The 12882-nt window shown below is 58.0% G+C and carries 14 protein-coding genes; 8 read left to right on the forward strand and 6 right to left on the reverse strand.

From position 1 onward, the window contains the following. Nucleotides 1-19 precede the first annotated feature (19 nt). Together V6F78_RS18795 and tldD are read left to right on the forward strand one after the other, a co-directional pair. On the forward strand, nt 20-868 hold the full coding sequence (locus V6F78_RS18795) for a carbon-nitrogen hydrolase family protein (protein ID WP_332728000.1): 849 nt from the start codon (nt 20-22) through the stop codon (nt 866-868). Between the two features lie 59 nt (nt 869-927). Continuing rightward, a complete protein-coding gene (tldD, locus tag V6F78_RS18800) occupies nt 928-2370 on the forward strand; it encodes a metalloprotease TldD (protein WP_047273354.1) in 1443 nt (480 codons plus the stop codon). Between the two features lie 44 nt (nt 2371-2414). On the opposite strand, the gene yjgA is transcribed toward tldD, so the two are convergent. Next, a complete protein-coding gene (yjgA, locus tag V6F78_RS18805) occupies nt 2415-2936 on the reverse strand; it encodes a ribosome biogenesis factor YjgA (RefSeq protein ID WP_047273355.1) in 522 nt (173 codons plus the stop codon). A 107-nt stretch (nt 2937-3043) separates the two neighbouring features. Between yjgA and pmbA the strand changes: the two genes are divergently transcribed. From pmbA to V6F78_RS18835, 6 genes are all read left to right on the forward strand, one after another. Beyond that, a complete protein-coding gene (gene pmbA, locus V6F78_RS18810) occupies nt 3044-4390 on the forward strand; it encodes a metalloprotease PmbA (RefSeq protein ID WP_095008026.1) in 1347 nt (448 codons plus the stop codon). A gap of 1015 nt (nt 4391-5405) precedes the next feature. Next, the gene (locus V6F78_RS18815) at nt 5406-5801 is read left to right on the forward strand and encodes a hypothetical protein (protein ID WP_047292391.1); all 396 of its coding nucleotides are present in this window, start codon (nt 5406-5408) and stop codon (nt 5799-5801) included. Further along, nucleotides 5794-7170: a class II fumarate hydratase gene (locus V6F78_RS18820; RefSeq protein ID WP_332728001.1), complete on the forward strand. Its 1377-nt coding sequence runs from the start codon at nt 5794-5796 to the stop codon at nt 7168-7170. The genes V6F78_RS18815 and V6F78_RS18820 overlap by 8 nt, the downstream gene beginning before the upstream one ends. A gap of 27 nt (nt 7171-7197) precedes the next feature. Beyond that, nucleotides 7198-7647 (forward strand): hypothetical protein, encoded by a 450-nt coding sequence (locus tag V6F78_RS18825; protein ID WP_047273358.1) that lies wholly within the window; start codon nt 7198-7200, stop codon nt 7645-7647. A gap of 1 nt (nt 7648) precedes the next feature. Further along, nucleotides 7649-8260 carry a superoxide dismutase gene (locus tag V6F78_RS18830; protein WP_047292276.1) on the forward strand — a complete coding sequence of 204 codons (612 nt, stop codon included), beginning with the start codon at nt 7649-7651 and terminating at the stop codon, nt 8258-8260. A 26-nt stretch (nt 8261-8286) separates the two neighbouring features. Continuing rightward, nucleotides 8287-9180 carry a ZIP family metal transporter gene (locus V6F78_RS18835; protein WP_047275422.1) on the forward strand — a complete coding sequence of 298 codons (894 nt, stop codon included), beginning with the start codon at nt 8287-8289 and terminating at the stop codon, nt 9178-9180. Between the two features lie 116 nt (nt 9181-9296). Here V6F78_RS18835 and V6F78_RS18840 read toward each other — a convergent pair whose 3' ends face one another. The 5 genes from V6F78_RS18840 to V6F78_RS18860 all read right to left on the reverse strand — a co-directional run bounded on the left by V6F78_RS18840 (nt 9297) and on the right by V6F78_RS18860 (nt 12809). Then, the gene (locus tag V6F78_RS18840) at nt 9297-9569 is read right to left on the reverse strand and encodes an HPr family phosphocarrier protein (RefSeq protein ID WP_047292280.1); all 273 of its coding nucleotides are present in this window, start codon (nt 9567-9569) and stop codon (nt 9297-9299) included. Between the two features lie 16 nt (nt 9570-9585). Next, nucleotides 9586-10443 (reverse strand): RNase adapter RapZ, encoded by an 858-nt coding sequence (rapZ, locus tag V6F78_RS18845; RefSeq protein WP_047273362.1) that lies wholly within the window; start codon nt 10441-10443, stop codon nt 9586-9588. 2 nt (nt 10444-10445) lie between these two features. Then, entirely contained in the window at nt 10446-10910 is a 465-nt protein-coding gene (gene ptsN, locus V6F78_RS18850) for a PTS IIA-like nitrogen regulatory protein PtsN (protein ID WP_047273363.1), read from the reverse strand. A gap of 12 nt (nt 10911-10922) precedes the next feature. After that, on the reverse strand, nt 10923-11237 hold the full coding sequence (gene hpf, locus V6F78_RS18855) for a ribosome hibernation-promoting factor, HPF/YfiA family (RefSeq protein WP_095008028.1): 315 nt from the start codon (nt 11235-11237) through the stop codon (nt 10923-10925). 75 nt (nt 11238-11312) lie between these two features. Further along, nucleotides 11313-12809: an RNA polymerase factor sigma-54 gene (locus V6F78_RS18860; RefSeq protein ID WP_047273365.1), complete on the reverse strand. Its 1497-nt coding sequence runs from the start codon at nt 12807-12809 to the stop codon at nt 11313-11315. Nucleotides 12810-12882 lie beyond the last annotated feature (73 nt).

Here is a 12882-nt window from a genome sequence, read left to right on the forward strand (position 1 = left end):
CGCGACCGAGGAGCAGGGCATGTCGTTAGCAGTGATTCAAATGGTCAGTCAAAGCGATGTGCTGGCCAACTTGGCTCAAGCCCGGCGTTTACTTGAAGACGCGGCAGCCGGTGGCGCGCAACTGGCCGTGCTGCCGGAGAACTTCGCGGCCATGGGGCGCCGGGACATGGCCGCCGTGGGGCGAGCCGAGGCGTTGGGCGAAGGTCCAATCCTGCCCTGGTTGAAACAGACCGCTTGCGACCTCAAGTTATGGGTGGTGGCGGGCACGTTGCCATTGCCGCCTGCCGGTAAGCCCGATGCCAAATCCCGTGCCTGTTCGATGTTGATCAACGCAGACGGTGAACAGGTGGCGCGCTACGACAAGCTGCACTTGTTTGACGTAGACGTGTCTGACAATCGTGGCCGGTACCGTGAGTCTGACGACTATGCTCAAGGTGAGCAGGTGGTCGTGGCAGACACGCCGGTCGGCAAGTTGGGGATGACGGTGTGTTATGACCTGCGCTTCCCCGAGCTGTACAGCGAGCTACGTGCAGCCGGTGCCGAACTGATCAGTGCACCGTCGGCCTTTACCGCTGTGACCGGGGCGGCGCATTGGGACATCCTGATCCGTGCCCGGGCCATTGAAACTCAATGTTACGTGTTGGCGGCGGCACAAGGTGGCATACATCCCGGGCCACGTGAGACTTTCGGCCATGCGGCCATCATTGACCCCTGGGGCCGAGTGCTGGCTGAGCAGGCGCAAGGTGAGGGCGTTTTGATCGCCCCTCGCGATGCAGCAGAACAAGCGGCCATCAGGGCACGCATGCCGGTGGTCAGCCACCGGCGATTTTTTTCGCAGGGCGCACAGCGACCTGCCACGCAAGGCTAATTCAGGCCCATGGGTTCGGCACTCAAAGATGCTGAAGCACGGGCCAAGACGGAGTGAATATGAGCGAGTTGTTGACCTCAGTCAGCGAACACCTGTTGGCACCGGGCGGTGTCACCCTTGAGAGCCTGCAGACCGTGCTGGGTGACTTGGCCGGGCCGGGGATCGATGCGGCGGATTTGTACTTTCAGGGCCAGATTTCCGAATCCTGGGCACTGGAAGACGGCATCGTAAAAGAAGGCAGCTTCAATTTGGATCAAGGCGTGGGTGTACGCGCCCAGTCCGGCGAGAAAACCGGATTTGCCTACAGCAACGCCATCACCCTTGAGGCATTGGGGCTGGCCGCCCGTGCAGCGCGCTCGATCTCTCGGGCCGGTCAGCACGGCACCGTTCAAGCCTTCACCACGCAGGATGTAGCGCAGTTGTATGCGCCGGACAACCCGCTGGAAGTCATCAGCCGTGCGCAAAAGGTTGAACTGCTCAAGCGCGTCGACGCCGCCACCCGCGCCCTCGACCCGCGCATTCAACAAGTCACCGTGAGCATGGCCGGGGTGTGGGAACGCATTCTGGTGGCTTCCACCGACGGCGGCCTGGCGGCAGACGTGCGGCCGTTGGTGCGCTTCAACGTGAGTGTCATCGTTGAGCAAAACGGTCGTCGTGAGCGGGGCGGACATGGCGGCGGCGGGCGTACGGATTACCGTTATTTCCTGACTGACGACCGCGCCATGGGCTATGCCCGCGAAGCCTTGCGTCAGGCGCTGGTCAACCTCGAAGCCGTACCCGCCCCGGCCGGCACCCTGCCTGTCGTACTGGGTTCCGGTTGGTCGGGCGTGTTGCTGCACGAAGCCGTGGGCCATGGTCTGGAGGGGGATTTCAATCGCAAGGGCAGTTCAGCCTACAGCGGCCGTATGGGCGAGCGTGTGGCCTCCAGCTTGTGCACCATCGTCGATGACGGCACCTTGCCAGGGCGTCGCGGCTCGTTGAGCGTGGACGACGAAGGCACCCCGACCGAGTGCACGACGCTAATCGAAAACGGCGTACTCAAGGGCTACATGCAAGACAAACTGAATGCGCGCTTGATGGGCGTAGCCCGCACCGGTAACGGTCGTCGCGAATCCTATGCACATTTACCCATGCCACGCATGACCAACACCTACATGTTGGGCGGCGAAAGCGATCCGGCTGAAATCATTGCCTCGGTAAAAAAGGGCATCTACTGCGCCAATCTGGGCGGTGGTCAGGTCGACATCACCAGCGGCAAGTTCGTGTTTTCTACCAGCGAAGCGTATTTGATCGAAGACGGCAAAATCACCCGTCCGGTCAAGGGCGCGACCCTGATTGGCAACGGACCCGAAGCGATGAGCAAAGTGTCGATGGTCGGTAATGACCTGTCGCTGGACAGCGGTGTGGGGACATGTGGCAAGGACGGGCAGTCGGTGCCGGTGGGCGTCGGTCAGCCAACCTTGAAGATTGATGCAATTACAGTCGGCGGTACGGGCAGTTGACGGGCAGCGGGCGGGTTGCAGGGCAACCCGCCCGCGCACGGGACTTAACGCAAGCCGCGTTGAGTCTCGTCCAACCCACGAATGTACTTGAACAATTTGCGGCTGGAAGCCGGGGCCTTGTTATGAGCCAGTTCGTGTTTGGCCTGACGCACGATCGAACGCAATTGCTGACGATCGGCTTCGGGGAACTCGATGACAAATTTTTCCAGTACATCGTCATCGCCTTCGATCAGGCGATCACGCCAGCGCTCGAGGCCGTGGAAACGTTCGTTGTATTGGCGCGAAGAGGCATCCACTTGATCGAGCATCGCCAGAATTTCGTCGATCGGTTGATCGCGCATCAGCTTGCCGATGAACTGGATGTGCCGCTTACGGGCAATATGAGCCGTATGTTTTGAAGCATCTACCAGTGCCCGGCGCAAAGCGTCGGTCAAAGGCATTTTGTTCAGCAAGTCAGGCTTGAGCGTCGTCAGACGTTCGCCCAGATCAACCAGAGCATGAAGCTCGCGTTTGACCTGTGATTTGCTTTTTTCGCCGTCGAAGGCGTCGTCGTAAGAATCAACCATGGTGGCAGTCCGCAAAGAAACGCCGCCATGATAACCAGTCGGGGGCCGCTTGTCCGGCCCGGTCGCTCGGCGGCCCTTCCGAAAACAGAATTTGAGTGGAGAAAACCATGAGTGCAGTAGAAAGCGTCGGCCCGCAGGCCTTGCCGGCACTGCAAGAGCAGGTCGAGCACATTATTGCCGAAGCCAAGCGTCAGGGCGCCAGTGCCTGCGAAGTGGCCGTGTCGCTGGAGCAGGGCCTGTCGACTTCGGTGCGTCAGCGTGAGGTTGAGACCGTTGAGTTCAATCGCGATCAGGGCTTCGGTATCACCCTTTACGTGGGGCAACGCAAAGGTTCGGCGAGCACTTCGGCCACCGGTCCTGATGCGATTCGCGAAACGGTTGCTGCTGCGCTGGCGATTGCCAGCCATACGTCCGAGGACGAAAGTTCCGGCTTGGCCGACCCGCAGTTAATGGCTCGGGACCTGAAGGATTTCGATCTGTTCCACACGTGGGACATCACCCCCGAGCAAGCCATCGAAAAGGCACTGGCCTGCGAAGCGGCTGCTTTTGACGCCGACAGCCGCATCAAAAACGCCGACGGCACCACACTCAGCACCCATCAAGGCTGCCGCGTGTATGGCAACAGCAACGGGTTTATTGGAGGCTCGGCCTCTACACGCCACAGCCTGAGCTGCGTGATGATCGCCGAAGGCGACGGCCAGATGCAGCGCGATTACTGGTATGACGTGAACTGTCAGGGTGAGTTGCTGGCCGACGCTGCCGTCATCGGCCGACGGGCCGCGGAGCGCGCAGCTCGTCGTCTGGGCTCGCGCCCGGTGCCGACCTGCGAAGTGCCGGTGCTGTTTAGCGCCGAGCTGGCCGGAGGGCTGTTCGGCAGCTTTTTGGGCGCCATTTCGGGCGGCAACCTGTACCGCAAATCGTCGTTCCTGATCGATGCCATGGGCCAGCAGATTTTCCCTGAATGGCTGACCCTGGACGAACGTCCGCACTTGATGCGTGCCATGGGCAGTTCGTCTTTCGACAACGATGGCCTGGCCACTTACGCCAAACCGTTCATCAAGGACGGCGAACTGGTGTCCTACATCCTCAGCACGTATTCCGGCCGCAAATTGGGCATGCCCAGCACGGCGAACGCGGGCGGCGTGCACAACCTGTTTGTGACCCATGGCGATGAAGACCAGGCTGCCTTGATTCGCCGCATGGGCCGCGGGTTGTTTGTGACGGAATTGATGGGCAGCGGCCTGAATATGGTCACAGGCGACTACTCACGGGGCGCGGCGGGTTTCTGGGTCGAAAACGGCGAAATCCAGTTCCCGGTGCAAGAGGTGACCATCGCCGGCAATATGCGCGATATGTTCAAACAGATCGTTGCCGTGGGCAATGACCTTGAGCTGCGCAGCAATATTCGCACCGGTTCTGTGTTGATTGAGCGGATGAAAATCGGCGGCAGCTGATTTCTCAACTGTTTTAAAAAAGGCGTATCACGGTTCAAGTGATGCGCCTTTTTTGTGCAGGTGAGCCATTGCGTCAGTGACTAGCTCATCCCGCCGGCATACGTCCGCAGAGCGCATTCCCCTCATAACTGTGCCCAAGTTTGGCGAAGTGCATCAAGGGGCCACAGCTATAAAAATCGGATGTTAGTTCAGTATCAATTTTGCAAACCGGTAACATCAACGGGACGGGGAAAAAGACGAGCCACAGGCTTATCCCGCACCATTTGTGCCCCTCTTGCGGTTCGCGAGCATGTTCAACCTGGCGAGGATTGCTTTTTGGCACAAGGACCGAAGCGCCTATGCATCCGGTCAATACACTTGTCATTGCAATGTATGCAATAAATCGCTTCATATTCAATGGCTTACTTCAATGGGTTCAATGTTGTTTTCAGCGTTTTGATCGTGACCCAATACCCTTGGAATCAGATTCTTGGGCAAGATGAAAGCTTGGCGTTATTCGAGCAGCCCCCTCTTCTAATCATCCGAAAAGCAGTCATTGATGCGTTGCTTATCAGGAAGTGAGAAGGGGGGGTTACGCCAAGAGTTAGCAGGTTTGAATCAGGTTGTTTGACCTGCGAGAGCATGAGCTTATCCTTAAGCAAATATGAAGTTTAAATAGAATATCCTGCGTATCCGATAGGGCGTAGAGCCTATTTGTTGGCGCAACTTAACAGGTATTTTCACCTAAGTAAGTGGGTTTATTATTTAAAGAGAGATATCCACAAAGTGCGCAAGAAGTTGCGCACTCCTATTCAGGGATTCAACTGACTCATTGCAGTCCGGTTTTTCGTGTTCAACCTGTGCTCGCGTTTTTGAACCTCGTGGGGCCGAGTTTTGCGTGCAAACTGAGCGCCTGCGCTTCCCCGCCTTGAAAGCGTGACGGACGTTTTTGTCCGGGAGGTACCTCCTTTCGTAGGCTTGTTTTGATAATCAATATCGCTTAATAATGAATCTCATTATCGAGCGAGCCTGGATCATGAGTTCTGTGTTGCATGAAAGCCCTTATCAGGACAGCTGGCGCTGGATGAGTCGCCAGATCCGCTGCGGGCTGGCGCCCGATGAGCCGCGCCTGATTGAGCATTATCTGGCCGAAGGCCGTTACCTGGCCTGTTGCACGTCAACGTCGTCCTGGACGATTGCCCTCACGTCGTTCCGGCTTTTGCTGGACACCGCCACCGATACGGCGCTGCCGTGGCACTGGCGCAGTCTGTGCCTTGACCATGCGTGGCGACCGCTGCGTGACCTCGAAACCCAAGCCTTATGCGGATGTCGCCTCAAACGCTGGCAACGCTGTGCCTGGCAATTGGCGACCTGTGAACTTGAACCGTCCATTTCTTTAATCGAACTGATGCAAGGATTTCACGATGAGTAATACCCGTATCGAACGCGACAGCATGGGCGAACTGCACGTGCCTGAGGCCGCGCTGTATGGCGCGCAGACCCAGCGTGCGGTGGATAACTTTCCCGTCAGTCATCAGCGCATGCCGGCGCAATTCATTCGCGCCTTGATTCTGGCCAAAGCAGCAGCCGCCAAAGCCAACGTGGCGTTAGGGCAAATCTCGGACGCTCAGGGCAATGCCATTGTCGAAGCGACGCAGATCCTGCTGGCAGGCGATTTCATGGAGCACTTCCCGGTGGATATCTTTCAGACCGGTTCAGGTACCAGCTCCAACATGAACGCCAACGAAGTGATCGCCACCCTGGCCACCCGCGTGCAGGGCGAAACGATCAACCCGAACGATCACGTCAACTGCGGCCAAAGCAGCAACGACATCATCCCGACCAGCATTCACGTCAGCGCCGCCTTGGGCTTGCATGAGCGTCTTTTGCCAGCGCTGACGCATCTGGTGGAGATCATTGAGCGCAAGGCTTTACAGGTCCACAGCCATGTCAAAACCGGACGCACCCACTTGATGGACGCGATGCCGGTGCGCATGAGTCAGGTGCTCAACGGCTGGGCGCAGCAGCTCAAGGCCAATATCGGGCATTTGCAGGACCTGCAACCTGCGCTGCAATCCCTGGCGCAGGGCGGCACGGCAGTCGGTACCGGGATCAACGCGCACCCGCAATTTGCCGCGCTGTTCAGTCAGCAACTGAGTGCCTTGACGCACGTGCAGTTCACGCCGGGCGAAGACCTGTTTGCCCTGATCGGTTCGCAGGACACTGCTGTCTCGGTATCGGGCCAGCTCAAGGCCACAGCCGTATCGCTGATGAAAATCGCCAACGATCTGCGCTGGATGAACTCCGGGCCGCTGGCGGGATTGGGTGAAATTGAGCTGGAGGCGTTGCAGCCGGGTTCTTCGATCATGCCGGGCAAGGTCAATCCGGTGATCCCGGAAGCCACTGCCATGGTCGCCGCGCAAGTCATCGGCAATGACTCGGTGATTACGGTCGCGGGCCAGTCCGGCAACTTTGAGCTGAACGTGATGCTGCCGGTCATTGCCCAGAACCTGCTCAGTAGCATTGAGCTGTTGGCCAATGTCAGCCGTTTGCTGGCCGACAAGGCAATCGCCACGTTCAAGGTCAACGAAGCCAAGCTCAAGGAAGCGTTGTCGCGTAACCCCATTCTGGTAACGGCCCTGAACCCGATCATTGGCTATCAACAGGCCGCTGAAATCGCCAAGACCGCCTACAAACAAGGGCGCCCGGTGATTGACGTGGCGCTTGAGTTCACCGACCTGCCACGCAGCCAGCTTGAGGTTCTGCTGGACCCCGAGAAGCTGACCGCAGGCGGCGTCTAACCCCCCGACACTGCTTTGGAGGTGCACATGGAACACTGGAAACGCACGATCGAAAGAGCCAATCGCTGTTTCGCTGAAGGCGAGCTGGTGGATGCGCGCGAGCACTACTTGCAAGCGCTGGCGCTGGCTCAAGTGTTGTTTGAGCGCTGGAGTGATGCTGACGAAGCAGTGGCGGCCTGCGTGATTTCGCATCACAACCTGGCGGACGTGCATTTACGCCTTAATCAGCCGGAAGAGAGCGTTGAGTACTTATGCTCGATTCATCAGCGGTTGTTGCAAACCGTCCAGAACCCGCGCCTCAAGCCTGAGCTGCGAGAAGCCGCGCTGCGTCAGAGCAGCAAAACCTATGTCGAATTATTGAATTTCATCAGTGAGCATGGCGAGTACCCGCGCTCAGACCTGTTGCTCAAGCGCAACGTGACTCAATCCAGCCACGCATTCTCAACGGTCAGCGGCCAACCTTCAGGAGTCCATTGATATGACGTACACCTTGCCTGCACTGCCTTACGCCTATGACGCACTTGAGCCGCACATCGATGCGCAGACCATGGAGATCCATTACACCAAGCATCATCAGACGTACATCAACAACCTCAATGCCGCCGTAGAAGGCACGGAGTGGGCGCAATGGCCTGTGGAAAAGCTGGTGGCCAGTGTGCACCAGCTCCCTGAAAACCTGCGCGCAGCGGTTATCAATCAGGGCGGCGGCCACGCTAACCACTCGTTGTTCTGGGAGGTCATGAGCCCCAACGGGGGTGGTAAACCCGATGGCGCGTTGGCCAGGGCCATGGATGAACAGTTGGGTGGGCTGCAAGCATTTAAGGACGCGTTTACCAAGGCTGCGCTGACCCGGTTTGGCAGTGGCTGGGCGTGGTTGAGCGTGACGCCGCACAAAACCCTGGTGGTTGAAAGCAGTGGCAATCAGGACAGCCCGCTGATGAGCGGCAACACTCCGATTCTGGGACTGGATGTGTGGGAGCACGCGTATTACCTGCGTTACCAGAATCGACGGCCTGAATACATCAATGCGTTTTATAACGTGATTAATTGGCCCGAAGTAGCACGCCGCTACCAAGCAGCTATGGTCTAAGGCTACTCACAAGGATTCAGGCGGATATGGGCACGCAAATTTTGGCGGTCGGCGGCGTGCGAATGTTTCGCTATGCCCTCGGTACGCTGTTGCTGTTGGCGGGCACTGCGCTGTTGGTGGCCAAAGGATTGGTCTGGCTGGACCTCGAGCCCAAAATGCTCAGAGCCCTGCAAGGCGGGGCATTGTGCGCGCTGGGTACGGCGCTGGGTGCTGTGCCGGTACTGGTGATTCGCAACATGCCGGTGGCGGTCAGCGATACGTTGTTGGGCTTTGGTGCCGGGGTCATGCTGGCGGCCACGGCGTTTTCGCTGGTTGTGCCGGGCATTGCAGCGGCTGAAAGTCTGGGGTTGTCTGCATGGGCATCCAGCGGGCTGGTGTGTGCGGGCATTCTGTTGGGCGCCCTGTGCTTGTTTCTGGTGGACCTGAAAGTGTCGGGTGCCGGGCCGGACGTTATTGTCAGCCGTCCGGGTGAGCCCGTCATAGCACCGCGCATTTGGCTGTTCGTCATCGCGATAGTGGCGCATAACATTCCGGAAGGTATGGCGGTGGGCGTTTCGGCGGGCGGCGGTATGCCGGACGCCGACAGCCTGGCGATGGGGATTGCGTTGCAGGATGTGCCGGAGGGGTTGGTCATTGCCTTGGTGCTGGCGGGTGCGGGCATGTCGCGGATCAGGGCGTTCTTGATTGGTGCCGCGTCCGGGCTGGTGGAGCCGGTATTCGCGGTGTTGTGTGCCTGGCTGGTGAATTTGGCCGAGCTTCTATTGCCGCTGGGGCTGGCGCTGGCCGCGGGAGCGATGCTGCTTGTGGTGACGCAAGAGGTGATTCCGGAATCGCGGCGTAACGGTCACGAAAAACTGGCGAGCGTTGGGCTCTGCATCGGGTTCTGCGTGATGATGGTCATGGATACTGCGCTGGGGTAGAGCCATGCGGCGCAGTCAGGTTCGCTGTCTCGGTAGGTACGAGGCGACGAAGGATTGCGCAGCAAGCCCGGGTCTGTGAGCCCTCAATCACGGCCTCAGCAACCTCGCGATAGCCGTTATTCACCTTCATCAAAGAAGTTATTGATCAGGGCCACCAGTGCATCCATGGCTTCCTGCTCCTGTTCGCCTTCGGTCTTTAAATGAATGGTCGTACCTTTGCCCGCGGCAAGCATCATCATGGCCATGATGCTTTTGCCATCGACCATGGACTCCAGCGTACGGCCTGCTCGCACCTGACAAGGAAACCGACCTGCAACCCCGACGAACTTGGCAGATGCCCGAGCGTGCAAGCCCAATTTGTTGATGATTTCGATTTCCAGAGCAGGCATCGCGGGGTAGATCCTTTCAAGTAAGGTCGCGGTGGCGAACCTGGACGTTTTTCAGGGTTTCTTGCAGGCACTTGCCCAGTCGTTCGGTCAGGTACACAGAGCGGTGATGCCCGCCGGTGCAACCGATACCGATGGTCACATAAGCACGATTGCTCGCGGCAAAACGCGGCAGCCATTTAAGCAGGTAGCTGGAAATGTCCTGGAACATCTCTTCAACATCTGGCTGGGCGGCCAAATAATCGGCCACCGGTTGATCAAGCCCCGATTGCTCACGCAACTCGGGTTTCCAGTACGGGTTGGGCAGGCAGCGCACATCGAAGACCAGATCGGCATCCACCGGCATCCCGCGCTTGAAGCCAAACGACTCCACCAGAAAGGCCGTACCGGGCTCGGGTTTGTTCAGCAGGCGCAACTTGATGGTGTCGCGCAGTTGGTAGAGGTTCAGGTTGGTCGTGTTGATCGTGAGGTCTGCCAGATCAACGATGGGGCCAAGCAGTTTTGTTTCATCGCGGATGGCTTCTGCCAGCGAGCGACTGGCGCTGCTCAGCGGGTGCCTGCGGCGGGTCTCGGAGAAGCGCTTGAGCAGGGTTTCTTCGTCTGCGTCCAGGTACAACACGTCACACTGAATATGACGGTTGCGCACCTCTTCGAGCAATTGTGGAAAGCGCGATAAATGGCTGGGCAAGTTACGCGCATCAATCGAGACCGCCACCAGCGGTTGTGCGAGTTCAGTGTGAATCAACGCACGCTCGGCCAGCTCGGGAAGCAAGCCTGCGGGCAGGTTGTCGATGCAATAGAAACCGTTGTCTTCGAGGACGGCGAGGGCGGTGCTTTTACCGGAGCCGGAGCGTCCGCTGACAATGACTAAGCGCATGATTAATGACCGTTCTGTACGTCCAGAACAACCTGATACAGCGCTTCGTTGCTTTGTGCACTGCGCAGTTTTTCCCGCACGTCTTTGCGATCGAGCATGCTGGCGATCTGCCTGAGCAGTTCCAGGTGTGCATCGGTGGCCGCTTCTGGCACCAGCAATACGAACAACAGGTCGACCGGCGCGCCATCGATGGCGTCGAAATCTATAGGGGCGTCAAGGTGGAGCAGGGCGCTCACAGGCGCCTCGCAGCCTTTGAGGCGACAGTGGGGGATAGCAATGCCGTTACCAAAACCGGTTGAACCCAGTTTTTCACGGGCAATCAGACTTTCATAAACATCCTGCATGTCGAGACCAGGCACTTCTCGGCTGATCAGGTTGGCAATGTATTCAAGGGCTTTCTTTTTGCTGCCGCCCGGCACGTTCACGTGGGAACGGCCGGGGGTCAGGATGTTTTCAAGTCGAATCATGGGTATGGGGTTTTAACGACCGGTCGCGCCTTGCAGCTGGCTGAGGGTCTTTTCCTTTTGCTTTTTCAGTTGGCGATCAAGCTTGTCGGCGAGCAGGTCGATAGCGGCATACATATCGGTATGCTCAGCATTTGCGACAACTTCCCCTGGCCCTACGGGTATGTGCAGGGTCGCTTCGATTTTGTGGAGCAGCTTTTCTACGGAAAGAATCACACTCACGTTAGTGATTTTGTCGAAGTGACGCTCCAGCCGGTCCAGTTTTTCGCCGATGTAAGTGCGCAGCGGTTCGGTCACTTCCAGATGCTGTCCACTGATGTTGACTTGCATATAGTTTCTCCTTCGATGCCATTGCATAAAGCGGCAGGCTGGCAAGCCTGCCACTGAAACGCTGTGGCCCGTTGCTTACATCAAACGCTTACGCTCGCTAGACGGCGCAATCCCAAGGGATTCGCGGTACTTGGCGACCGTGCGACGGGCTACCTGAATACCTTGTGCCTCCAGTAAACCAGCGATCTTACTGTCACTCAACGGCTTTTTCTGATTTTCAGCCGCGACCAGTTTTTTAATGATCGCGCGGATCGCCGTGGACGAGCATTCACCGCCTTCGGAGGTGCTTACATGGCTGGAGAAAAAGTACTTGAGTTCATAGATACCGCGCGGGGTATGCATGAATTTCTGGGTGGTTACCCGTGAAATGGTCGATTCGTGCATGCCGACGGCTTCTGCAATGTCATGCAACACCAGTGGCTTCATGGCTTCATCGCCGTACTCCAGAAACCCGCGCTGATGTTCGACAATTTGTGTCGCCACTTTCATCAAGGTTTCGTTGCGGCTTTGCAGGCTTTTGATGAACCAGCGCGCCTCTTGCAGCTGGTTGCGCATGAAGGTGTTATCGGCACTGGTGTCGGCGCGTCGCACGAAGCCCGCGTATTGGGCATTGACCCGCAGGCGCGGAACCGATTCCTGATTGAGTTCTACCAGCCAGCGTTCGTTGTCCTTGCGTACGATGACGTCCGGTACAACGTATTCAGGCTCAGTGGACTCGATTTGCGAACCCGGACGCGGATTAAGGCTTTGTACCAGCTCGATGACCTGGCGCAGCTCGTCTTCCTTGAGCTTCATGCGGCGCATCAGTTGGCTGTAGTCGCGGGCGCCCAGCAGATCGATGTGGTCCGTTACCAACCGCTTGGCGTCGTCGAGCCAAGGCGTAGTTGCAGGCAATTGGCGCAGTTGCAACAACAGGCATTCGCCCAGATTGCGTGCGCCGATGCCGGCCGGTTCGAATTGCTGGATACGGTGCAGGACGGCTTCGATTTCATCGAGCTCAATGTCCAGTTCCGGGTCAAAGGCTTCGAGAATTTCTTCGAGGGTTTCGTCGAGGTAGCCCTGCGTATTGATGCAGTCGATGAGGGTCACGCCAATGAGTCGGTCGGTGTCCGACATGGGCGCCAGATTCAACTGCCAGAGCAAATGGCTTTGCAGGCTTTCACCGGCCGACGTGCGCGTAGTGAAATCCCACTCGTCATCGTCGTTGCTGGGCAGGCTGCTGGCACTGGTCTGGTAAACGTCTTCCCAGGCCGTATCGACGGGCAGCTCGTTGGGAATGCGATCGTTCCATTCACCTTCCTCCAGGTTATCCACAGTGGTTGCGGATTCCTGCTGATAGGAGGGTTCTTGAATTTCGCTGGCGGGTTTTTGCTCGATGTTGTCGGCCAAGGGGTCCGAATTGTCGAAGTCTTCGCCTTCTTCCTGGCGTTCGAGCATCGGGTTGGATTCCAGAGCCTCCTGGATTTCCTGTTGCAGGTCCAGGGTCGACAATTGGAGCAGGCGTATGGCTTGTTGCAGCTGAGGTGTCATTGTCAGCTGCTGGCCCATTCTCAGGACTAGCGATGGTTTCATGGCAGGGGCTTAACACCTTATTCGCCGGCGCGCATGGCGCCATCCACTACAAGGGCGCGTGAGCGCCAAACAT

The organism is Pseudomonas sp. ESBL9 (assembly GCF_036668715.1).
GTDB lineage: Bacteria > Pseudomonadota > Gammaproteobacteria > Pseudomonadales > Pseudomonadaceae > Aquipseudomonas > Aquipseudomonas lundensis.

Bases quoted from the DNA above. Each gene is read 5' to 3' on its own strand.
- V6F78_RS18795 (WP_332728000.1), top strand. From the start codon at position 20: ATGTCGTTAGCAGTGATTCAAATGGTCAGTCAAAGCGATGTGCTGGCC.
- tldD (WP_047273354.1), top strand. From the start codon at position 928: ATGAGCGAGTTGTTGACCTCAGTCAGCGAACACCTGTTGGCACCGGGC.
- yjgA (WP_047273355.1), bottom strand. From the start codon at position 2,936: ATGGTTGATTCTTACGACGACGCCTTCGACGGCGAAAAAAGCAAATCA.
- pmbA (WP_095008026.1), top strand. From the start codon at position 3,044: ATGAGTGCAGTAGAAAGCGTCGGCCCGCAGGCCTTGCCGGCACTGCAA.
- V6F78_RS18815 (WP_047292391.1), top strand. From the start codon at position 5,406: ATGAGTTCTGTGTTGCATGAAAGCCCTTATCAGGACAGCTGGCGCTGG.
- V6F78_RS18820 (WP_332728001.1), top strand. From the start codon at position 5,794: ATGAGTAATACCCGTATCGAACGCGACAGCATGGGCGAACTGCACGTG.
- V6F78_RS18825 (WP_047273358.1), top strand. From the start codon at position 7,198: ATGGAACACTGGAAACGCACGATCGAAAGAGCCAATCGCTGTTTCGCT.
- V6F78_RS18830 (WP_047292276.1), top strand. From the start codon at position 7,649: ATGACGTACACCTTGCCTGCACTGCCTTACGCCTATGACGCACTTGAG.
- V6F78_RS18835 (WP_047275422.1), top strand. From the start codon at position 8,287: ATGGGCACGCAAATTTTGGCGGTCGGCGGCGTGCGAATGTTTCGCTAT.
- V6F78_RS18840 (WP_047292280.1), bottom strand. From the start codon at position 9,569: ATGCCTGCTCTGGAAATCGAAATCATCAACAAATTGGGCTTGCACGCT.
- rapZ (WP_047273362.1), bottom strand. From the start codon at position 10,443: ATGCGCTTAGTCATTGTCAGCGGACGCTCCGGCTCCGGTAAAAGCACC.
- ptsN (WP_047273363.1), bottom strand. From the start codon at position 10,910: ATGATTCGACTTGAAAACATCCTGACCCCCGGCCGTTCCCACGTGAAC.
- hpf (WP_095008028.1), bottom strand. From the start codon at position 11,237: ATGCAAGTCAACATCAGTGGACAGCATCTGGAAGTGACCGAACCGCTG.
- V6F78_RS18860 (WP_047273365.1), bottom strand. From the start codon at position 12,809: ATGAAACCATCGCTAGTCCTGAGAATGGGCCAGCAGCTGACAATGACA.